The 21,230-nt window shown below is 31.2% G+C and carries 21 protein-coding genes, 3 tRNA genes and 1 other RNA gene; 21 read left to right on the top strand and 4 right to left on the bottom strand.

Going from position 1 to position 21,230, the window contains the following annotated elements; all coding sequences use genetic code 11:
- The first annotated feature begins 5 nt into the window (after window positions 1–5).
- The 12 genes from trpC to ACI389_RS03720 all read left to right on the top strand — a co-directional run bounded on the left by trpC (window position 6) and on the right by ACI389_RS03720 (window position 8,859).
- A complete protein-coding gene (gene trpC / locus ACI389_RS03775; RefSeq protein WP_439780209.1) occupies window positions 6–782 on the top strand; it encodes an indole-3-glycerol phosphate synthase TrpC in 777 nt (258 codons plus the stop codon).
- Window positions 775–1,374: a phosphoribosylanthranilate isomerase gene (locus ACI389_RS03770; protein ID WP_439780208.1), complete on the top strand. Its 600-nt coding sequence runs from the start codon at window positions 775–777 to the stop codon at window positions 1,372–1,374. The genes trpC and ACI389_RS03770 overlap by 8 nt, the downstream gene beginning before the upstream one ends.
- Window positions 1,371–2,555 (top strand): tryptophan synthase subunit beta, encoded by a 1,185-nt coding sequence (trpB, locus tag ACI389_RS03765; RefSeq protein ID WP_439780207.1) that lies wholly within the window; start codon window positions 1,371–1,373, stop codon window positions 2,553–2,555. Before ACI389_RS03770 ends, trpB begins: the two co-directional genes overlap by 4 nt.
- Window positions 2,548–3,321 (top strand): tryptophan synthase subunit alpha, encoded by a 774-nt coding sequence (trpA, locus tag ACI389_RS03760; protein WP_439780206.1) that lies wholly within the window; start codon window positions 2,548–2,550, stop codon window positions 3,319–3,321. The genes trpB and trpA overlap by 8 nt, the downstream gene beginning before the upstream one ends.
- Window positions 3,322–3,392: 71 nt before the next feature.
- Window positions 3,393–4,127: a proliferating cell nuclear antigen (pcna) gene (gene pcn / locus ACI389_RS03755; protein ID WP_439780205.1), complete on the top strand. Its 735-nt coding sequence runs from the start codon at window positions 3,393–3,395 to the stop codon at window positions 4,125–4,127.
- A 60-nt stretch (window positions 4,128–4,187) separates the two neighbouring features.
- Window positions 4,188–5,066 (top strand): DNA replication complex subunit Gins51, encoded by an 879-nt coding sequence (locus ACI389_RS03750; RefSeq protein WP_439780204.1) that lies wholly within the window; start codon window positions 4,188–4,190, stop codon window positions 5,064–5,066.
- Window positions 5,067–5,294: 228 nt separating this feature from the next.
- The gene (locus tag ACI389_RS03745; RefSeq protein WP_292739056.1) at window positions 5,295–5,573 is read left to right on the top strand and encodes a 50S ribosomal protein L44e; all 279 of its coding nucleotides are present in this window, start codon (window positions 5,295–5,297) and stop codon (window positions 5,571–5,573) included.
- Between the two features lie 9 nt (window positions 5,574–5,582).
- Window positions 5,583–5,762, top strand: a complete 180-nt coding sequence (locus ACI389_RS03740) for a 30S ribosomal protein S27e (RefSeq protein ID WP_303345555.1) — start codon at window positions 5,583–5,585, stop codon at window positions 5,760–5,762.
- Window positions 5,763–5,824: 62 nt separating this feature from the next.
- The gene (locus ACI389_RS03735; protein ID WP_439780203.1) at window positions 5,825–6,625 is read left to right on the top strand and encodes a translation initiation factor IF-2 subunit alpha; all 801 of its coding nucleotides are present in this window, start codon (window positions 5,825–5,827) and stop codon (window positions 6,623–6,625) included.
- A gap of 6 nt (window positions 6,626–6,631) precedes the next feature.
- Window positions 6,632–6,799 (top strand): RNA-protein complex protein Nop10, encoded by a 168-nt coding sequence (locus ACI389_RS03730; RefSeq protein ID WP_439780202.1) that lies wholly within the window; start codon window positions 6,632–6,634, stop codon window positions 6,797–6,799.
- Entirely contained in the window at window positions 6,799–7,578 is a 780-nt protein-coding gene (locus tag ACI389_RS03725) for a proteasome assembly chaperone family protein (RefSeq protein WP_439780201.1), read from the top strand. Before ACI389_RS03730 ends, ACI389_RS03725 begins: the two co-directional genes overlap by 1 nt.
- 99 nt (window positions 7,579–7,677) lie before the next feature.
- Window positions 7,678–8,859 carry a TIGR00375 family protein gene (locus tag ACI389_RS03720; protein WP_439780200.1) on the top strand — a complete coding sequence of 394 codons (1,182 nt, stop codon included), beginning with the start codon at window positions 7,678–7,680 and terminating at the stop codon, window positions 8,857–8,859.
- Window positions 8,860–8,863: 4 nt separating this feature from the next.
- On the opposite strand, the gene ACI389_RS03715 is transcribed toward ACI389_RS03720, so the two are convergent.
- The 3 genes from ACI389_RS03715 to ACI389_RS03705 all read right to left on the bottom strand — a co-directional run bounded on the left by ACI389_RS03715 (window position 8,864) and on the right by ACI389_RS03705 (window position 9,724).
- A tRNA-Arg gene (locus tag ACI389_RS03715) sits at window positions 8,864–8,937 on the bottom strand.
- A 59-nt stretch (window positions 8,938–8,996) separates the two neighbouring features.
- Window positions 8,997–9,070, bottom strand: a tRNA-Arg gene (locus tag ACI389_RS03710).
- Between the two features lie 96 nt (window positions 9,071–9,166).
- Window positions 9,167–9,724 (bottom strand): endoglucanase, encoded by a 558-nt coding sequence (locus tag ACI389_RS03705; RefSeq protein ID WP_439780199.1) that lies wholly within the window; start codon window positions 9,722–9,724, stop codon window positions 9,167–9,169.
- Window positions 9,725–9,872: 148 nt separating this feature from the next.
- On the opposite strand from ACI389_RS03705, the gene frhA reads away from it, so the two are divergent.
- The 4 genes from frhA to frhB are packed head-to-tail and all read left to right on the top strand — an operon-like array spanning window position 9,873 to window position 13,378.
- Window positions 9,873–11,087 carry a coenzyme F420 hydrogenase subunit alpha gene (gene frhA, locus ACI389_RS03700; protein WP_439780198.1) on the top strand — a complete coding sequence of 405 codons (1,215 nt, stop codon included), beginning with the start codon at window positions 9,873–9,875 and terminating at the stop codon, window positions 11,085–11,087.
- A 16-nt stretch (window positions 11,088–11,103) separates the two neighbouring features.
- Window positions 11,104–11,673 carry a hydrogenase maturation protease gene (locus tag ACI389_RS03695; RefSeq protein ID WP_439780197.1) on the top strand — a complete coding sequence of 190 codons (570 nt, stop codon included), beginning with the start codon at window positions 11,104–11,106 and terminating at the stop codon, window positions 11,671–11,673.
- Complete coding sequence (frhG, locus tag ACI389_RS03690; protein WP_439780196.1) at window positions 11,673–12,515, top strand: coenzyme F420 hydrogenase subunit gamma; 843 nt, start codon at window positions 11,673–11,675, stop codon at window positions 12,513–12,515. Before ACI389_RS03695 ends, frhG begins: the two co-directional genes overlap by 1 nt.
- An 11-nt stretch (window positions 12,516–12,526) precedes the next feature.
- Entirely contained in the window at window positions 12,527–13,378 is an 852-nt protein-coding gene (gene frhB / locus ACI389_RS03685; protein ID WP_439780439.1) for a coenzyme F420 hydrogenase subunit beta, read from the top strand.
- A 66-nt stretch (window positions 13,379–13,444) separates the two neighbouring features.
- Here frhB and map read toward each other — a convergent pair whose 3' ends face one another.
- Window positions 13,445–14,362: a type II methionyl aminopeptidase gene (gene map / locus ACI389_RS03680; RefSeq protein ID WP_439780195.1), complete on the bottom strand. Its 918-nt coding sequence runs from the start codon at window positions 14,360–14,362 to the stop codon at window positions 13,445–13,447.
- A 103-nt stretch (window positions 14,363–14,465) separates the two neighbouring features.
- On the opposite strand from map, the gene ACI389_RS03675 reads away from it, so the two are divergent.
- The 5 genes from ACI389_RS03675 to ACI389_RS03655 all read left to right on the top strand — a co-directional run bounded on the left by ACI389_RS03675 (window position 14,466) and on the right by ACI389_RS03655 (window position 21,172).
- Window positions 14,466–14,876, top strand: coding sequence for a hypothetical protein (locus tag ACI389_RS03675; protein ID WP_439780194.1), 411 nt, complete (start codon window positions 14,466–14,468; stop codon window positions 14,874–14,876).
- A gap of 8 nt (window positions 14,877–14,884) precedes the next feature.
- Complete coding sequence (locus tag ACI389_RS03670) at window positions 14,885–15,397, top strand: hypothetical protein (protein WP_439780193.1); 513 nt, start codon at window positions 14,885–14,887, stop codon at window positions 15,395–15,397.
- Between the two features lie 112 nt (window positions 15,398–15,509).
- Window positions 15,510–15,584: transfer RNA gene (locus ACI389_RS03665), tRNA-Met, on the top strand.
- A 24-nt stretch (window positions 15,585–15,608) separates the two neighbouring features.
- An RNA gene (gene rnpB, locus ACI389_RS03660) (RNase P RNA component) lies at window positions 15,609–15,889 on the top strand.
- 366 nt (window positions 15,890–16,255) lie between these two features.
- Window positions 16,256–21,172, top strand: a complete 4,917-nt coding sequence (locus ACI389_RS03655) for a cobaltochelatase subunit CobN (RefSeq protein WP_439780192.1) — start codon at window positions 16,256–16,258, stop codon at window positions 21,170–21,172.
- Window positions 21,173–21,230 lie beyond the last annotated feature (58 nt).

The following is a 21,230-nucleotide window of genomic DNA, read 5'->3' as shown; positions in this document are numbered from 1 at the left end:
TTACTATGTTAAATGAAATTGTTGAAAAAACTAAAAAAAGAGTGGAAGATGCAAAGAAAATAATTCCTCTTGAAGAAATCAAAAAAGAGGTTTCATTAATGGAGATAACTAAAGATTTTCCTTTTAAAAAAGCTTTAAGTGAAGAAGGAATGTCAATTATTGCTGAGGTTAAAAAAGCATCTCCATCTAAAGGATTAATTGCTAAAGATTTTGATTACATTACTATTGCAAAAGATTATGAACAAGTTGGTGCTTCTGCAATTTCAGTTTTAACAGAACCTTTCTTTTTTATGGGATCTGATGATTATTTAAGTGAAATTGCTCAAAATGTTTCTATTCCTATTTTAAGAAAGGATTTCGTCGTTGATGAGTATATGATTTGGGAAGCTAAATTATTAGGTGCATCAGCCGTATTATTAATTGTTTCTATATTGGATATTGTTCAATTAAAGAAATATTTAGATTTAGCACATGATTTAGGGCTTTCAGCTATCGTTGAGGCTCATGATGGTGATGAAATTAGAAAAGCAATGATTGTTGGAGCAGAGATTATTGGTGTTAACAATAGAAACTTAAAAGATTTCACTGTAGATATTGAAAATAGTATTAATCTACGTAGATGTGTAAGTGGCGATGTCATATTTATTTCAGAAAGTGGTATTAAAACAAAAGAAGATGTAAGTAAATTAAAAGAAAATGATGTTGATGCTGTTTTAATAGGTGAAACTTTAATGAAAAGCAATGATAAAATGTCCACGATTTCGGAGTTAAAAAATGGTTAAAATCAAAATTTGTGGAATTAAGAGAATGGAAGATATTGAAGTTGTAAATAAGTATGTTCCAGATTATATTGGTTTTGTTTTTGCAGATTCAAAAAGAAAGATTTCGCATGATTTGGCTAAAAAATTAAAAGATAAATTGAATCCTAATATAACTTCAGTTGGTGTTTTCGTCAATGCATCCCAAGATGAGATATTGGATTTGTTTAATAAGGGTATAATTGAAATTGCCCAACTTCATGGTAATGAAAGTGAAGAATATATAATTGATTTAAAAGAAAAAACTAATCATGAGCTAAAAATTATAAACGCTATTGAAATGTCACAAGATACAGATTTATTGAGATATGATAAATCGTTGGCAGATTATTTATTGTTGGATAGTGGCAAAGGAAGCGGGAAAACCTTTGATTGGCAATGGATAAGAAGCGATTTAAAAAAAGATTTTTTCTTAGCTGGTGGATTAAATAGTCAAAATATTCAAAAAGCAATAAAAGAATTTAATCCATATGCAATAGATTTAAGTTCTAGTCTTGAAACTAATGGATTGAAAGATGAAATTAAAATTAAAGAAATAATGGAGGTTGTAAATTGAGTAAAGGAAGATATGGGGAATATGGTGGTCAATACATATCTGAAACTTTAATGAATGAATTGATTTATTTGGAAGAGCAGTACAATCATTACATGAATGATCCTGATTTTGTAGAAGAGCTCAACATGTTATTAAAGGAGTATGCAGGACGTCCATCTTTATTATATTATGCTAAAAGAATGACAAAAAATCTTGGTGGAGCTAAAATTTATTTAAAACGTGAAGATTTAAACCATACTGGAGCTCATAAGATTAATAATGTTTTAGGTCAAGTTTTACTTGCTAAAAAAATGGGAAAAACAAGGGTTATTGCTGAGACTGGTGCGGGTCAGCATGGTGTAGCAACTGCTACTGCTGCAGCACTTTTAGATATGGAATGTGAAGTGTTTATGGGTGAATTAGACACTAAAAGACAAGCCCTAAACGTATATAGAATGGAACTTTTAGGAGCAAAAGTTCATTCAGTAAAATCTGGAACTAAAACTTTAAAAGATGCAGTAAACGATGCATTCAGAGATTGGATTGCTCGTGTTCATGATACTAATTATGTAATTGGTTCAACTATGGGGCCACATCCATTTCCAATGATGGTTCGTGATTTTCAATCAGTGATAAGTGCTGAGGCACGTGAACAAATATTAGAAAAAGAAGGAAAACTTCCAACTGCTGTTGTTGCATGTGTTGGTGGTGGAAGTAATGCTATGGGAGCTTTTTATAACTTTATTGATGATGAAGAAGTTAAATTAATTGGATGTGAAGCCGGTGGGAAAGGCATTGATACACCATATAATGCAGCTGCACTAACTAATGGTAAAATTGGAATTTTCCATGGAATGAAGTCAATATTTAGTCAAAGTAATTCTGGTCAAATTGCACAAGTGTATTCAGTTTCAGCAGGTCTTGATTATCCAGGTGTTGGTCCAGAACATGCTTATTTAAGGGATATTGGTAGAGCAGAATATGTTCCTATAACTGATGAAGAAGCGGTTGATGCATTCGAATATTTATCAAAAATGGAAGGAATTATCCCAGCTATTGAAAGTGCACATGCTGTTGCCCATGCTATGGAAATAGCTCCACAAATGGATAAAGATGATATTATAATAATTTGTCTTTCAGGGAGAGGAGACAAGGATGTTAGATCAATTGCAGAATATAGGGGTGTTGAATTAAATGAGTAAAATAGCTAATGCATTTAAAAAAGGAACTGCATTTATAGGATTTTTAACTGCAGGAGATCCAACAATTGATAAAACTGTTGAATATATCTTAGCTATGGAAGAAGCAGGATGTGATTTAATAGAAATTGGTATTCCATTTTCTGATCCTATGGCTGAAGGTGTTGTAATTCAGGATGCAAATGTACGTGCTTTAAAACATGATACTACAACAGATGATGTATTTGATATTGTTAGAAGAGTTCGTGAAAAAACTGATATTCCATTGGTATTTTTAACTTATATAAATCCAGTTTTCTTTTATGGTTATGAAGATTTCTTTAAGAAATGTGGTGAATTAGGAGTTGATGGAATTATCTCCCCAGATTTACCATATGAGGAAAAAGATGAAATTAAAGATATTGCTCTTAAAAATGATGTGGATGTTATTTCATTAATTGCTCCAACTTCAAGTGAAAGAATTAAAATGATTGCTAATGATGCAACTGGATTTATTTATGTTGTATCATCTTTAGGAGTCACTGGAATGCGCAGTGAAATAAAAACAGATTTAAATGCTATTTTAGCAGATATTCGGGAGGTGACTAATTTACCATTAGCTGTTGGTTTTGGTATTAATACTCCTCAACAAGCAGAGGATATTTCTAAAATTGCAGATGGAGTTATTGTTGGTAGTGCAATTGTAAAGATAATTGAAGAGCATGGTGAAAATGCCAGTGAAGCTTTAAAAGAATATGTTTCAAGTATGAAAAATGCTTGTAATAAATGATTCATTAAAAAAGATAAATTTATTATATATAAAAAATAAATATAATTACATTATTAACTAGAGGATTATTTATGTTTAAAGCAGAATTAAGTGATTCTAATATCTTAAAAAGCAGTTTTGATGCTATTTCATCTATTGTTGATGAAGTACAGATTCAAACTGATAGTGAGGGCATGAGATTAGATGCCTTAGACCGCAGTCACATAACTTTCGTACATTTAGAACTTAAATCTAGTTTATTTGATGAATATGTTTGTGATGTCCCTGAAAAAATCAATATTGATACTGATGAATTTATGAAAGTTCTTAAAAGAGCTAAATCACAAGATAGAGTTTTAATGTCTGTAGATGAAGGTAATTTCATTATTACTTTCGAGGGTGATGCTACAAGAACTTTTAAAATTAGATTAATTGATATGGAATATGATAGTCCTGCTCCACCTCAACTTGAGCATCCAACTAAATTTAAAGTACGTTTCTCAATTTTAAAAGATTGTATTAATGATATTGATATTTTCTCAGATAAGATTGCATTCCAAGTTGATGAAGATTATTTTATAGCATCTGCAGATGGTGAATTCGGAGATGCAAGTGTTAAATATCTTCATGGTGAAAATATTCAGGAACATGCAAAAGCTTTATTCTCATTAGATAAGATTAGGGAAATGCTTAAAGCAGACAAATTTTCAGAGGAAGCTGAAATTAGTTTAGGTACTGACATGCCATTAAGTTTAAGTCTTACTATGGTTACTGGTGACGGTAAACTCAGTTTCTTGCTTGCTCCTAGATTAGAATCAGATGAATAAACTTTTTCATCTGTGTTTATCTTTTTTTATTTTTAATTTATGATTTAGAGATGGTATTAAGTGGATCAGTTTTATCAAGAATTGCGTAAAATTCAAAAAAAAGAACGTAATAACAGTACTTTAGCTCGTGTAGATGAAGATTTTTATGCTAGAATTCATGAGTATTTAGATGAGTTAAGAAAAGAAGCAATTAGAGATCCATTTTCTAATATTCATGGTATGCTTAAAGAAGCTCAAATTATTGCAACAGAAATTTGTGAAAGAAGAGAACATAAAATTACTGATGCTGCTGTTGTAAATATTCATAGGTCATATCATCTATTTACTGGAGAGCCTAAATTTGATTTAATAGATACTACTCCACTTAATTTAACTCCTGAAGAGGAAAAATTTTATTTTTCTATATTGGATACTTTAAAAAATCATAGGGGAAATATTTCTTTAGAAAAGTTATCTGATGATGAGGATAAAGTTGTTAAACCTAAAGAAACTCAAACTAATACTTTAATGCCGAAGTCCAGTGAAATTAAGCCTAATGCAGTAGATTTAAAACTTGATGGGGAACCTAAAGATGAGGTATTAAATCGTTTAGATGAAATTAGTAGAGCAAAAGTTATAACAAACGAACTATCAAAACCTAAAACTGAGCCTAAGCCAGCTCAAATTCAAAAGTCTCAAGTTAAAAAAGTCCCTGAAAAAAGTATTGAGGAAAATCCTAATTCTTTTGATGAACAAGATGAATTTTATGATTTGGAGTCTAAGAAATTAGCTAAGGATACAGAACTTGTTACTATGTTGGTTTTTGATGAAATCAATCCTATTGTGGGAGTTGATGAAAAAATTTATGGGCCATTTAGACCTCAAGATTTAGTAACTTTACCTTTGATAAATGCAAAAGTATTTTTCAAAAATAGAAAAGGCCGTCAAGTTAAAATTTAACTAATACATTGTTTTTTTCCATTAAATTTAAATAATTTAATAAATAGATATATTAATCGTATCTATTTGTGATAATAAAAAATTATATTTTATATAATTTGGATTTTTGCTGTGTGTAGACTTGATGCGTTACAATACAGTCTTAATCTCTAGTTTTTTAATACATATATTGGATTTAGATAAATTCATAAATAGATTTACAATGATTTATTAAATTACGGTGAAAATATGAAAATACCAAAAGAAAAAAGAACTTATTGTCCTCATTGTAAAAGACACACTGTACATGAAGTTCACACTGCTAAAAAAAGGAAAGCTAGTGAATTAACTTGGGGACAAAGACAATTCAGACGTGTAACTGCTGGTTACAGAGGTTACCCAAGGCCTTTACCTGCTGGAAACAAACCTGTTAAAAAATTAGATTTAAGACTCAAATGTAAAGAATGCGGTAAATCTCACATTAAACAATCTTTCAGAACAGGAAAACCTGAATTTGTAGCTAAATAGGTGATTAACATGGTTAGTAATGGTAGAGGAAACTTTTTAAAAGTTAAATGTTTAGATTGTGACAATGAGCAAGTAATATTCGATCGTGCTGCATCTGATGTAAAATGTATCATTTGTGGTAAAACTCTTGTCAAATCTCGCGGTGCTAAAGCTAAAATCACTGCACACATTGAAAAAGTTTTAAACTAGATTTTCCTAGTTTGAACTTATTTTTTACTTTTTTTTAATTTTTTATTAATGTTGGTGAGAATATGGTAAGAAAAAGTCAAGAATGGCCTGATGAAGGAGAACTTATTGTTGGTACTGTTTATAAAGTTCTTAATTATGGGGCTTTTGCTAAATTAGAAGAATATCAGGGCAAAGAAGCTTTTATTCATATTTCTGAAGTGTCTTCTGGTTGGGTTAAAAATATCAGAGATCATGTAAGGGAAAATCAAAAAATTGTTTGTCGTGTTCTCAGAGTTAATCCTAAAAAGGGGCATGTTGATGCTTCTTTAAAAAGAATTCGTGAAGACCAAAGAACTAAAAAAATCCAACATTGGAAAATAGAGCAAAAAGCTGAAAAATTCTTAGAATTATCTGCAAAATCATTAGATAAAAGTTTAGATGATGCTTATGATGAGGTAGGTTATGAGCTTATGGACATCTTTGGTGATGTTTATGGTGCTTTTGAAACTGCTTCAGAGGAAGGTGCGAAATCTCTTACTAATGAGGGAATTCCTCAGGATTGGGCTGATGCTATAACTGAAGTAGCTCAGAAAAATATTACTCCTCCAGAAGTCCATATTAGTGGTTATGTTGATATTGAAACTTTTGTACCAAATGGTGTTGAAGTTATCATTGATGCTCTTAAAGCTGCTGAAGATAATGGTGATGAAGGGGAAGAAATTAAAGTCCAATGTGTTGGTGCACCTAGATACAGAATCACTGTAAAATCTACTGATTATATATTAGCTGAAAAAGCTCTTAAAGCTGCAGCTGATAGGTGTATTGCAGTTATTGAAGAATCTGAAGGTAATGGTTCTTTCCTAAGAGAGTTAGATAATAATTAGATTCTTATGAACATGAAAATGAATAAATGTCCCGATTGTGGAATTTATACTTTGAAAGATTCCTGCCCAAAATGTGGCGGGAAACTTAAAGTTATTTATCCTCCTAAATTTTCAGTTGAGGATAAATATGGTAAATATCGTCGTATTTTGAAAAAAGAATCAATGAAGGAGTAATGTCCGTGAATGCTGCTGAAATTAAAATTTTAGAAGAAGAAATTGAACTAGATAATCCTATTTTCATTGAAGCATTACCTGGTCTTGGACATGTTGGTAAATTAGCTGCAGATCATATGATTGATGAATTAGGAGCAACTAAATTCGCTGAAATTTATTCTCCGTCTTTTCCACCTCAAGTTCTTATTAAAGAAGAGGGAATAATTGGTAATATGCTCAATGAGTTGTATTATTTAAAAGATGTTGGTGAAGACAAAATAGATTTAATTATTCTTGTTGGTAATACTCAAGCTTTATCTCCTGAAGGACAATATTTAATCTGTAAAGATATTTTAGATTTTGTTAAAGGTTATGGAATAACTAGAATATTCACTATGGGTGGAATGGCTATACCTCAACCCGTTGAAAATCCTAATGTTTATGGTGCTGCTACTGATGAAGCTAATATTGAAATATTAAAAGGAGCCGATATTAAAATCAGATCTAATGATGGTGGCATTGTTGGTGCTTCAGGTTTATTTTTAGGTTTAGGGCTTCGTCAAGGAATTCAAGGTGTTTGCCTTATGGGTGAAACTCCAGGGTATTTCATTGATGCGGAATCTGCTGAAGCTATTTTGAAAAAATTATCATTATTACTTAACTTTGAAATTAATACTGATAAATTAGATGAAAGAGCTGAAGAAACTAGGCAAATGATTGCTAAAGCTCAAAAAATGGAACAAGATTTAATAAATAAGAATAATGCTGGAAATGCTGATGATTTAAGATATATTGGATGATTTCAGTATATTTTTTTACTTTTTTTATTTTACTCAAATTTTTCTATATTCATCATTTATTGGAAAAATAAATATAATTTTAATTTCTAACATTTAATTATGTTAGTAAATGCTGATTTTCACGTTCATAGTTGTTTTTCAATGGCATCATCAAAAGATATGCTAATAAAGAATATGGCTCCTAAGTCTAAATTAAAAGGTTTGAATCTTTTAGGAACAGGGGATGCTTTTCATCCTGGTTGGTTGGATACTATTGAGGAAAGTACTACATATTTGGGAGACGGTATTTATAGTAATGATGATATGAATTTTGTTTTAACAACTGAAGTTGAAGGAAGAAATAGAATTCATCATTTAATAATTATCCCGAGTCTGGATATTGCACGTGAACTGTCAGATAAAGTTCCATCTAAAAATAAAAAATTTGATGGAAGACCAAAGACAAATTTATCAGGTATTGAACTTTTAGAGTTAGTTAGGGATTATGATTGTTTAATTGGTCCTGCCCACGCATTTACTCCATGGACAGGTATGTATAAATCCTATGATAGTATTTATGATTGTTATGAGAAAAAGGTGGATTTTGTTGAATTAGGATTATCTGCTGATACATTTATGGCAGATAGAATTTCAGAACTTAAGGATTTTCCATTTTTAACAAATTCTGATGCGCATTCACCATGGCCTCATAGAATAGGTAGGGAATTTAATCAAATAGAATTAGAAGATATTTCATATTCTTCAATAAAAAAAGCATTTAATCATCGAAAGATTGAAGCTAATTATGGATTGGTTCCAAACTTAGGGAAGTATCATATGACTGCATGTACTAAATGTTATAAATTGATTGATCCTTTAATAGCACGTGAGAATAAAATGAAATGTGAGTGTGGTGGAACAATTAAAAAAGGTGTGGACTTTAGAATTTCTGAAATTGCAGACTATGATAAACCAAAACATCCTGATTTTAGACCTAATTATGTCCATATAATGCCTTTGGCTGAGATAATTTCTTCTGTTTATGGTAAAGGAGTTACTACAAAAACAGTACAAAGTAAATGGAAGAAATTGATTGATAATTTTGATACAGAAATTGATGTTTTAATTAATGTTGATTTAAGTGCTATTGAAAAAATAGATTCAAATATTGCTTCAGCTATTAAATTATTCAGAAATGATGAAATAGATGTTATCCCTGGTGGTGGGGGTAAATATGGTCAAATTTCTTTTAATAAAATAAAAAAAGATACTCCTAATGTAATTACATTGGATGATTTTTAAAAAACGGACTTGGAGGGATTTGAACCCTCGATCTTAAGATTAGGAGTCTTACGCCCTTCCAGACTAGGCTACAAGCCCATATTATTTATAAATTAAATTTAAAGAAAATATTTTAGAAAAAAAGAGTATATTAAGAGCGGACCCGCCGGGATTTGAACCCGGGGTCTTCGGATTAGAAGTCCGACGCCCTATCCAGCTAGGCTACGGGCCCTTTACATACAACAATAATAATTTTGTTTTTTGTATTATATATATTTAACTATTATTTTGAATTTCAATAAAAATAAAAAGGATTAATTATTAAAATTTATCCTCTTCCAGTAGCACCTGTTGCATCATTAACACTTATGGTATCTACAGCATTACCTTGTGCATCATATACAGTAAAGTACCAGTAGCCTCCAGAATATGATCCACTTCCAGCATAACATCCACTTTCTTGAATAGCACCATTTGCAATACTTTTTGCTTCTGATTGTGATAAATGTGTTCCTGAGCCACTACTTGAGCCTGATCCTGATCCACTTCCGGAGCCTGAGCCACTACTTGAGCCTGATCCTGATCCACTTCCGGAGCCTGAGCCACTACTTGAGCCTGATCCTGATCCACTACTATAACTTGATCCACTACTTGTTCCTGACGCACTGCTTGAACTTGAATCTGCAGTAGTTGCTGGGGAATCTCCACTTCCATTTCCTGTAATTGTGTTATTTCCTATTCCATTTCCTGCATCATTATCATTTGCTGACATACTGGATAAGCCAGAAAAGATTGGATTATCGCTATTTGTAATACCATATGCTGCAACGGCTGCTGCAATACATAAAACGATAATAATTGAAATAATAATATTTGCTTTATCCAATTTTTTCCCTCCTTTAATTTAAATATAATAATATAAATTAGTCGGTTATATATTATATATATTTCGTTATGATTGGTTTAGCATAACCTATTTATATTTAGTAACTGCATATAATTAAATGTTAATTTCTATAATTGAGGTGACATATTTGAAAGATAGAGTAGTTATATCTCCTACTAGTCGTCAAGAAGGCCATGCCGAATTAGTCATGGAAGTTGATGATGAGGGGATAGTTACAAAAGGTATGTATTTAAGTATAACTCCTGTTAGGGGTTTAGAAAAGATGGTTCTTGACAAAGCTCCAGAAACTGCACCTGTTTTATGTCAAAGAATTTGTGGTGTTTGTCCAATCCCACACACTTTGGCTTCAGCAGAAGCAATTGACATGGCATTAGGTATTGAAATTCCTAAAACTGCAAAATTGTTAAGAAAAGCTACTTTAGCAGCACATAACATAAATAGTGCAGCTATTCATCACTTTTTAATCGCAACTGATTTTGTGCCTGATGAATTATTCACTACTGCAGTTGACAGTGTAAGTGAAATAAGAAAAACAGTACAATATGTTGTAGATATGATTGCTGGTGAAGGTATCCATCCTTCTGATATAAGAGTTGGTGGAATGGCAAGAAATATTACTCCATTCACCAAAGAAAGATTAATTGAAAGAATGACTGCACTTAGACCAAAACTCGAAGAACACATTGAATTAATAAAAAATTGTGTTGTTGAAAAAGGTTTACCTGCAGATTTAGGTGTAGTAGACAGACCATTACTAGCAACTGATTCCTCTTATGGAACCAATGATTTTGATATGGACGTTTTCTCAGAATGTTTACCTGAAGCTTGGTATGATGATCCTGAAATAGGTAAAAAAGCTTGTTCTGTAATTCCATTAATTAATGGTGAAAATGTTGAAACTGGTCCTAGGGCAAGAATGGAAAAATTTGCTGGATTTAAAGGTAAAGGTGTAAATCAACAACATGTAGCTCGTGCAGATGAAATGTTAGTAAACTATGATGCATGTATGGAAGCTTTAGATGCAATTGATCCTGCTGCTCCTGCAAATGTAAGTTATGATAAAAGAGGAACTGAAGAACTTGGTTTTGGTGTAATTGAGGGTCCTAGAGGAACCAATGTACACATGGCTAAAGTTGTTGATGGAAGAGTTAAGTTCTACTCTGCTATCGTACCAACCACTTGGAACATTCCAACAATGGGACCTGCTACCGAAGGATTCCATCATGAGTATGGACCACACGTTATCAGAGCATATGACCCTTGTTTATCATGTGCTACTCATGTAATGGTTGTTGATGATGAGGACAAATCCATTCTTAAAAATGAAATGGTGAGAATATAATTGTGGAGGATGAATAATGCCTTATGATTCGGATATAATTGTTATTGGATGTGGAAATATCTTATTTAAAGATGATGGCTATGGTCCAATAGTTATTAATCTTTTACAAAAATATTTCAATGATAAAAATGATTATTATGATCCGGCAGTTACTTCATATGTTGAAGAGGAATTTGATAAGGATGTATTAACCCAAATCAAAGAAAAATTTGAAGATGTAACATTACCTGAGGGTGTTCAATTTATTGATGGAGGAACTGCTGCACCAATGAACTTCTTCCCTTTATACAATGAGTATAATTGGAAAAAATTAATTGTTATTGATGTAGTTGAATCTGATGCAACTCCAGGAACTGTGAGTGTATTTGACCCTAATGCTATGCAAGTGGGAAAATATGATAATCCTCATGGTATGACTGTCGAAGAACCACTTCAAAAAATTTCTGAAAAATGTGAAGTTTTAATTGTTGGTTGTAAACCTGCGTCTATACCAATACCTGATGTCGATGTGGGTTTATCTGAATCTGTAGAGAAGGCGATTCCTGAAGCTATTGATATTGTTTTAAAAGAAATCGGGGTAAAATAATGTTTGATAAATTAAAAAAAGCTTTTGGTGGTTCATCTAAACCTGCTCCAAAAGTAGAAGAAAAAGTTGAAGATGTTGTTTATGTAGAAACCAAAGCACCTGCAGAAGAACCTAAAACAGCTTCATCAAAACCACGTATTGGTTACATACACTTAAGTGGTTGTACTGGGGATGCAATGTCTTTAACCGAAAATTATGATATTTTATCTACAGTTTTAACAGATATGGTTGATATTGTATACGGACAAACTTTGGTAGATAAATGGATTCATGGAACTTTTGCTGAAGAAATGCCTGAAATGGACTTATGTTTAATTGAAGGATCAGTTTGTTTACAAGATGAACACAGTGTACATGAACTTTTAGAAGCAAGGAAAAAATCTGGTTTAATTGCAGCATTTGGATCATGTGCTATTACTGGTTGTTTCACCACATATGCCCGTGGAGGTCAGCAAGCTCAACCTAAACATGAATCTTTCTTACCAATTAGTTCATTAGTTAAAGTGGATTTAGCACTTCCAGGTTGTCCTACAGCTCCTGAAATGATTGCAAAAACTATAGTTGCTTTATGTGAAGGTGACTTAGATTACTTAAAACCTGCAATGGATTGGGCTGCATGTGATAAAGGATGCGGTTGTGATGTATTAACTAATGTTGTCCGTCAAGGACTCTGTAGTGGTTGTGGAACTTGTGCTCTTGCTTGTCCAACTAGAGCAATGGGCTTTTCAGAAGGTAGACCTAGCTGTGATAAAGACAGATGTGTTAAATGTGGATCTTGTTATATGATGTGTCCAAGGTCATGGTTACCTGAAGAAAGAATTAAAAAGGAAACAGGACTTTAGGAGGAATGAAAATGCCATTAGGTACTTATAAAGAAGTAATCTCAGCTAGATCTACTGAGAAAAAAATCTTAGATGTATCACAAGACGGAGGAATTGTATCTGCATTACTCTGTTATGCACTTGATGAAGGAATTATTGAAGGTGCAGTTGTAGCTGGAACTCCTGATGATGATTGGAGACCTGTTCCTACTGTAGTAACTTCTTCTGATGAAGTAATTGCAGCAGCTGGAACTAAATACTCTATGTCACCTACTTTATCTGCTTTAAAAGAAGCAACTCGTCAATATGGTCTTGAAAAAATCGGAGTTGTAGCAACACCATGTCAAGTTCAAGGTTTAAGGAAAGCACAAGCTTATCCATTCACTAGATTTGTTGTTAATAAAATTAAATTAATGATTGGTATTTATTGTATGGAAAACTTCCCTATGGCTTCTCTTGATACTTTTGCTACTGCAAAATTAGGATTTGATGACTTAACTGATGCTTCTAAAATGGACATAGGTAAAGGTAAATTCTGGTTAACTAAAGATGGAGAAGACTCTGGTTTAGCAATTAAAGAAACACATGGTTATGAACAATCTGGATGTAATATTTGTCAAGATTATGTTGCTGAATGGGCTGATGTATCAACTGGTTCTGTAGGATCTCCAGATGGATGGTCTACTGTTTTAACTAGAACAGATGATGGTAACAGCATATTTAAAGCCGCAGTATCTGCTGGTTTAATTGAAACAAAACCAATGGATGAAGTAAAACCGGGTCTTCCTTTACTTGAAAAATTAGCTAAAGGTAAAAAAGATAAAAATACTAAAGAACGTGAAAGAAGAGCAAAAATGGGTGTTAGGGTTCCTACCATCTATTAAATTCTCTTTTTTTTCTTTTTTTAAATGGATTCAATAAAAAATTAGTTGAAGAAAAATAATTTTCTTCTATATAGTTGTAACCGTACAACCTTCTTTTTCTATAATTACAGTATGTTCTTTTTGACTTACAAAACAATCTTCTTTTTCACGAAGAGGTGCGTAGGGATAGACAGCCATTGCTTCGGATAATTGTTTTAGTGCAATTAATCCTTTTCTTTCTCCAAATTCATTAGTTATCCATCTTCCAGAAAATGGGACTTTACTATGATTATGTTGGATATATTTTAAGATTTTTTGTGTACTTTTCATTCTGAATGGTTTATTTGCCATATATGAAAAGATATAATGGCCAGGTGCATCATTTACAATACCTTCTCCGTTAGTTGCAAATGGTTCAATTGCAATAGCTTGACCTTCTTCTAGAATATAATTGTCGTGATTATCGTAATTTGGAATTGAAATTCCTGCATGTAAATTATATTGTTCTAAACTATGTCCAGTTAAATTAAATATTGGATTTAAATGATATTCTTCAATTGCTTCATGAACTGCAGCGCCTATTTTGGAAACTTCTATACCTGCTCTAGCAGTAGCTATTGCTGCTTCAAGACCTGCTTCTGAAGCTTCTTTTATTTCTTCGTGTAAATTAATTTCATCTTGTGTATAATTATCATCTAAATTTCCACTAGCTATTACTGTAATTGCAGAATCTGCAATACATCCATCAACCATTGCACCTAAGTCTAGTTTCACCATGTCTCCAGCTTTAAATGAGGTTTCATCGCCGATAGGTGAAGTATAGTGAGCAGCAATTTCATTTATAGACACATTACATGGAAATGCAATTTTAGCACCAGTTTTTAATATTTCACTTTCCACGTAGTTTACAAGATCTATAACTAAAGCTCCATCAGTAATCATTTTTGAAGCTTCATTACGTATGTCTGAAACAATTTTTCCAGCTTTTATATAAGATTCTATCATATGTTACCCCTTCTTAAATATATAAATAATTAATTATTTAATAAATAAACTTTATATTTATATTTATATTACTTTACTCTATAAATATAATTGGAGGTTAAAAATGGATACTATTACTGCAATACCTGATCAAATTTTTTATTTGATTATTTTGGTAATTGTTGCTATTGTTTTAATTATTATTGTTTTCCAATGGAAAAAAGTTACAGAATCTAAAAATTCAATTTTAATCCTTGAAAAGGAAATTGAACTTAAAAAAATGGCTATGGTTGAAAAAGACATTGAATCTAAAAGATTAATGGATAATCCAATTCCATTACCTCAGGAACAGCAAGATAGTCTTTCAGCTATTAGGCAATCTACTACTGAAGTAAGAAGTAATGTTGGTTATCTTCATTCTGAAATTAATGAAAGATTAGCTAGACTTGAAGCTGAAACTGAACAAAGAAAATTAGAAAAAATGCTTAAAGAAATTGAAGCAAAAGAAAAAAAACTCAGTAAAATGAATAAATAGGTGGTAATATGGATATCATTGAAATTGTTGCAATTTTAATTTTAATTGTTGCAATTATTATTTTAGTTTATTATTATTTACTAAATAGTCCATCTACTGTAGATAAATTACGTGATTTCATGCCTGAGAGTGCTGATGCTCATATGGATGAAATTTTAGGAAAAAATAATAAATCTACTTCAGAATATGAAGATTTATCTAAAGAAGAGGAATCAATGGGCCAAAGAATTAAAGTTAAATTAAGTGATATTGATGGTTCTACTATTAATACTAGTGCTTTTTCCCAAAAGCTTGATGCATTTTTAGATCAAAAAAGTGATCAGTTAATTAAGGAGTGGTCTTTAGTTACTATGAATGATTTAGATGATCTTCAGGCTAAATTTGATGAAACTACTAATAATGTTGATACATTAGAAAAAAGTTTCAATGAATTTAAACAAACCTCTGAGGAATTCCAAAAAGCTACTGAAGAAAGATTAGGTGACTTAGATAAAAGAATAGATTCTTTAGAAAATAAATAATTTATTTTTTTAAATTAATTTATTTTCTTTAAGTTTTTACATATTTTTACGAAAACTTTATATACTATATTTGTCATATTATATAGTATACATATACTGTTTTTATTCGTATAGCAGGGTGGGGTAGTCTGGTGATCCCGCGGGGCTCATAACCCCGAGATCCCTAGTTCAAATCTAGGCCCTGCTACTATATATTAATCATTTTTTCATGGCAAGTTAAAGACAGCTACTGGTTTTTATTAACTAAGGAAACTCCGCCCATCATACAAGACTATGGCGTTGAAAAACGTATGCTGAGAGGCATGACACTGGAGCAGAAACGATACAGCTTTTAATGGTTGACGATGATATTTAATTGAGGACATTAAAAGAATTGGTGAAACGGCCATTCCATAGGATGCAAGAGCAAAGTTGCCGATAATCTCTTGGGTAGGCAAGGTAGCACGCTAAGATGAATGCTGTTAAACAGAAGGTGGGTTACTCTTAACAGGCCATGAAAAATTTAAATTATCAAATATTGGTAATCTACATATTTTTAAGATTATAATTAAATACAATGTAATTTATTTACAATTTTTATTATATTAATTCTGTAATTGTGTTGAATTATATTTTATGATTCAAATTATTTTTTTGAACTTTGTGTAGTTTTGATTAGATAACTATATTTCATATAGATTATTTCTTTTTCAACTTCATTTTATTTCTTTTTTAATATTTTTTAATTAATTTAATTACTAATTCAAATTTACTTTATTTTTTTTAAAACATTCCGTATTGTTTATATAATAGGTTCTATAAATGAATATGCATAGGATATATTAAAAAATATTAGATATTTCTATTTAATATCATTCTATGGTTTCATTAATTAATTTAAATGGAGGTGAAAATATCAAAACTAAAAAGCTTTTATTTGTTTTAATTTTATTGGTTATTACATGTATAAGTTTAAGTACAGTATCTGCAAATGATTTAAACAATACTGATTCAAACTTAGATAGTTTTGATAATAATGTTGTTAAAGTAGCTACTTCTGATCATGATATTAATTCTGATATTGGAGATTCATATTCTTCAGTTAATAATACTCAATTGGAGAATGGTGTCGTTAAAGCAGTTAATTCTAATCATGGTGTTATTAATTTTGATATTAGGGATTCTTATTCTCAGGCTAATAATACTTGGTTTGAAGATGGTGTTGCTACTAATAAAGCAATAATATCTATTTATGACATATCAAATAACAAAGTATTTGAAGGCCATACAAATGATAATGGGTTATTGTCTGTTAAATTAGCTCAGGGTAAATATAGAGTGGATATAGCTTTAGATACTTATGAAGTTTATTCTAAATCTGTAACTCTTTCAAATAAGTTGAATATTGAACATATTTTCTATCCAGATATACTGTTCTTTGTAGATTATTCTTCTCATCATGAGAAACTTAATGTATTATGTAATTTATCAAAAAGAGTATGTTATGTATCAACAATGAATTTTGATAAGACTAAAGAATGGATGTTTGACTATGCTAATTTTATACAGTTAGATATGTATATTGATGGACCTACTTATTCATTTAGTACAGATATATTAAAGTATTCACCAGCATATGAAAAATATATGATTGCATATACTTTTGGAGTCTATTCAAAAGAATTGTTAGACAATATTGATCTTCATTTCGTTGGAGGAAGCCCTTCTCATAATGATGTGAATTCATTGGAAAATACATATATTGGTTCATATTTCCAGGCTGAAGACACTCCTGATGAAAAAGTTTTAAATACAAATATGGCTAATCTTTTAGATTATATTAAATATTTAATTAATCCATCTAATTATTCAAATCCTACATTAGACCCAAAAAGAACTCCTTTATTGGCTTCATCATTTGGATTTTACCATCCGGATTGTGGAACATTAACAGTTACACCATCTCAAAAGGATATTAATTCTTGGATTAAAGCGAATCCTGGTTATGACCATGATGGAATAGGTTCTCTTAACTGGATGACTGATAATTATGCAGAATGGCAGAAAACTCAGTCAAGTCCAGCTAAATTTATGGGAATGTTTGAAACATGGTATAAGCAAAATAAGCCTTATTCAAATTCATTTATTGTCATAGCTAGTTATTATGCTGGTGGAGATTTAATAGATAGTCTAATTAGAAAATATGAAGCTGCAGGTAGACCTGCTTTTAATATATATCAGTCAGGTACTTCTATACCTATGTCTTCAATATTGGTTGAAATTGCAAAAGCATCAACAATAGGTGTATCTGCGATAAATTCTTTATATTCTTGGTCTTTAGATTATAATGGAATGGCAAATAACTCTGCTGTTAAAAACTTAACTGATCTTGATTTAACAATTCTCAAAGCAGTTTATGATATTTCTAAACAAGGGTATGACAATGAATTAGGTCCTCAAATGGAATGGTCTTATGCAGTTACAATTCCTAGTTTTGAGGGTGTATTTGGGGCTATTGTAACATCTTATGTTGATGATTTAGGTAAAGTTCATGTTATTGAGTCTGGAGTTGATAAACTTGTTAAAATGACTCTTGGATGGGCAAATCTTAAAGATAAGGAAAATAAAGATAAAAATATAGCTATTGTTCTTTATAACTATCCACCTGGAAAAGCTGAAATTGGAGCTTCATATTTGGATGTTTACCAAAGTGTACATGATCTTTTAATGCTTTTAGCTGATAATGGTTATGATATAGGAATGGATAAAAAAGACATTCCTAGTGTAAAAGAATTAGGTAATATTATAGCTGATTTCGGTAACAAAGGTACATGGGCTCAAGGGCTGTTAAATGATTATGTCAAAAAGAACTGGAATAGTTTAATGGCTAATCATCAGTTAATATCTCTTAATCAATATAAGAAGTTAATATCTGATATTAACCCTGATGCAATGAAGCAGTTAGTAGATTATTGGGGTGAAGGTTTAGGTAAAATAATGGTATATGATAATAAGTATATTGTAATACCTGGTATACAGTTAGGTAATGTCTTTATTACTTTCCAACCAAGTAGGGGATGGGAAGAAATAGAAAATTACCATGATACTACATTGCCTCCGCACCAACAGTATGTTGCATTTTATGAATGGTTAGATAAAACTGCAAAAACAGATGCTATCATTAATATGGGAACTCACGGTACTTTAGAGTTTTTACCAGGTCATCAAATTGGTGTACAGGAAGGTGACTGGACTTTTGAGTTAACTTTAACTCCAACTATATATCCTTATATTGTATCTAATCCTGGTGAGGCTATGGTTGCTCGTGATAGGTTAGGAGCATTAATGATTACTCATATGACTCCAGCTATTGTTGCTTCTGAATTATATGGTAACTATTCAGAATTAGCTAATGCTATTAATGGATATAATAATGCAATTAAACTTAATGTCTCTGATAATGCAGAAAGTTATAAAGCTCAGATTATTGCACTTGCACATAATGTAGGTTTCAAATCTCAAGGTAAAAATCAGACTTTCGCTGAGTGGTTATCTGAATTACATGATTATTTGGATGAGTTAGAAAATGACTTCAATGCTTTAGGTTTACATACTTTAGGGCATGTTTTAAGTGGTGAAAATCTTATAGAAGAAGTTATTACTATTGTTTCTTCTCAAACTTCAGTTTATGATCATATTGCTGCATTCTTATTTAAAGAATTTGCAGGTTTAGATTATTATGATGATATTGTAGGTAAAGAAGAATATGCTACTCAAATTGAACTTATTAAAGCATTTTTACGTGAAATGGTTAAGTCAATCATTGGAGGAACCACTTGTGATAATCTATCTGATTCATTGGGTTATGGTAAAAAATCCCAATTATACAAAGATTCTCTATATATTGCTGAAACTATTTTAAAAATTTATGCGAACAATGAGTGGAATGCATTATTGGCTGCATTAAATGGTAGCTATGTTGAAGGTGGTTTATTTGCAGATCCTGCTTATGGAGATTCAATTCCAACTGGTTATAATGGATATGCAACAGATCATACAAAAGTTCCATCTAAAGCATCATTTGAATCTGCTAAAAAAATAGTCAACATGCTTCTTGCGGATTACTATGAAAAACATGGTAAATGGCCTGAAATGACTGCATTAATTTTATGGGGTACTGAGATTTTAAGAACTGAAGGTATTGGTATTTCTGAGTTTTTATACTTCTTAGGCTGTAAACCGACTTGGACAAGAACAGGTACTGTTGATGGTGTTGAATTACTTCCATTAAGTGAATTAACTGTCACTTTATCTAATGGTAAAGTTGTAAAAAGACCAAGAATAGATGTATATGCAAGTATGGTGACTAGTAATAAAAATTGGATTACTTGGTTAGTGACTGCTACTCGTTTGGCTTTCAATGCTCCGGGTGAGGATGCTTCTGTTAATTTTGTTAAAAAGCATTATTCAGAAAATCCAACATTAAATAGATTATTTGGTCTTCCAGGAAAGGTATTGGAAGGTACTGGTATGAGTACATTTATTCCAAATACTAACAAATGGAGTATTGATAAAGTAAATGATGTTTTAGCAGATATTTATATGAATAAGGTATCTTATGCATGGAGTATTGATGATAATGGTAATATTGTTATTTCACAGCAAAAAGACCAATACAAGTATTTACTTGGAAAAACTGATTTGATTACTCAGAATTTAGACAGTACTTGGAGGGTACTTGATAGTGATGATTATTATGATTGGTTTGGAGGTTTATTAAATGCTGCTAATCATTTTGGAGCTAATCCAGACACTTCATTTGTAGATATCAGAAATAAGAATCATTATACCTCTAATACAGTTCAAGAACAAATTGAGTTTGAAATAAGATCAGTTTTAACCAATAATAAGTTTCTTGATGAATGGGGAAAATCTGATATGGGTATGAATTCATTTGCATCTAAAATCCAGAATGCTTTTGGATTTTTAGTTGTAAGTAAAGGTAGCTTAAACACCCAATTAGGATCACAATTGGCTCAATCAACTCTTTACATGAAGAAATATGTAGATTCCACTACAAGTGCAGCAGCATTTTCATCTGCATCTGCATGGATGGTTTATATGGCTCTTAATAATAAATGGGAAATGACTGATGCTAATGGTCATTCTGTTGATCAATCATTTAAGAAATTATTAAGTTCTAAATCTATTTCAAAACAGGATGTAGATAAATTCTTGAATTCTCTTGATCCATCTGTAAGAAGTACTTTAGAACAATTGTCTAATGAGATGATTAAAACTTCTATTGAGTATGGTGTTGCTTGTTGTCACCACACATGTAACAATATTAATTTCAATAAGATTTTAATGCAAATGAGTACACTTTCAGCTCAGGAAAAACAGAAATATTCTGAAATTTTAGCTAATGCTACCTTAAAAGATCCAATCTATAAAAATGATGCAAGTTCAGATAGTTCAGACACTTCTCAAGGGGAAAATGGTGGTGAATCTAATAGTGGTGATTCATCCTCTGCAGGTGTAACTTCTGCTGGAAATTCACCTTCTAATAGTGCGGAACCTAGTGCTAAATCTTTCGATCCATCTGCGAATTCTAATGCTCAAGATAGTGGGAATGCAGGAGATGACTCTGGAAGTAAAGCACATGAGATTGAAAAAAGTTCATCTAAAAATATAGCTAGTTCACAATCTTCAACACCTGCTCTTGTTATTATTGCAGTTATTGTGTTGATTATATTATTTGGATTTGGTTATATTAGAAATAGAAGGGATGAATAATTCTTTCTATTTTTCTTTTTTTATTTTTATCAACTATATTTTCAAAATATTTAAATAT

The sequence above is a fragment of the Methanobrevibacter sp. genome, assembly GCF_051877095.1.
Classification (GTDB): Archaea; Methanobacteriota; Methanobacteria; order Methanobacteriales; family Methanobacteriaceae; genus Methanocatella.
The sequence above is the reverse complement of the archived record's forward strand: the minus strand, read 5'-3'. Positions and strand labels throughout refer to the sequence as shown.

Bases quoted from the DNA above. Each gene is read 5' to 3' on its own strand.
- ACI389_RS03735 (WP_439780203.1), top strand. From the start codon at position 5,825: ATGGTAAGAAAAAGTCAAGAATGGCCTGATGAAGGAGAACTTATTGTT.
- ACI389_RS03730 (WP_439780202.1), top strand. From the start codon at position 6,632: ATGAACATGAAAATGAATAAATGTCCCGATTGTGGAATTTATACTTTG.
- ACI389_RS03675 (WP_439780194.1), top strand. From the start codon at position 14,466: ATGGATACTATTACTGCAATACCTGATCAAATTTTTTATTTGATTATT.
- map (WP_439780195.1), bottom strand. From the start codon at position 14,362: ATGATAGAATCTTATATAAAAGCTGGAAAAATTGTTTCAGACATACGT.
- ACI389_RS03725 (WP_439780201.1), top strand. From the start codon at position 6,799: ATGTCCGTGAATGCTGCTGAAATTAAAATTTTAGAAGAAGAAATTGAA.
- frhB (WP_439780439.1), top strand. From the start codon at position 12,527: ATGCCATTAGGTACTTATAAAGAAGTAATCTCAGCTAGATCTACTGAG.
- ACI389_RS03720 (WP_439780200.1), top strand. From the start codon at position 7,678: ATGTTAGTAAATGCTGATTTTCACGTTCATAGTTGTTTTTCAATGGCA.
- ACI389_RS03740 (WP_303345555.1), top strand. From the start codon at position 5,583: ATGGTTAGTAATGGTAGAGGAAACTTTTTAAAAGTTAAATGTTTAGAT.
- trpC (WP_439780209.1), top strand. From the start codon at position 6: ATGTTAAATGAAATTGTTGAAAAAACTAAAAAAAGAGTGGAAGATGCA.
- ACI389_RS03655 (WP_439780192.1), top strand. From the start codon at position 16,256: ATGGTTTCATTAATTAATTTAAATGGAGGTGAAAATATCAAAACTAAA.
- ACI389_RS03770 (WP_439780208.1), top strand. From the start codon at position 775: ATGGTTAAAATCAAAATTTGTGGAATTAAGAGAATGGAAGATATTGAA.
- ACI389_RS03745 (WP_292739056.1), top strand. From the start codon at position 5,295: ATGAAAATACCAAAAGAAAAAAGAACTTATTGTCCTCATTGTAAAAGA.
- ACI389_RS03695 (WP_439780197.1), top strand. From the start codon at position 11,104: ATGCCTTATGATTCGGATATAATTGTTATTGGATGTGGAAATATCTTA.
- frhG (WP_439780196.1), top strand. From the start codon at position 11,673: ATGTTTGATAAATTAAAAAAAGCTTTTGGTGGTTCATCTAAACCTGCT.
- trpA (WP_439780206.1), top strand. From the start codon at position 2,548: ATGAGTAAAATAGCTAATGCATTTAAAAAAGGAACTGCATTTATAGGA.
- pcn (WP_439780205.1), top strand. From the start codon at position 3,393: ATGTTTAAAGCAGAATTAAGTGATTCTAATATCTTAAAAAGCAGTTTT.
- ACI389_RS03670 (WP_439780193.1), top strand. From the start codon at position 14,885: ATGGATATCATTGAAATTGTTGCAATTTTAATTTTAATTGTTGCAATT.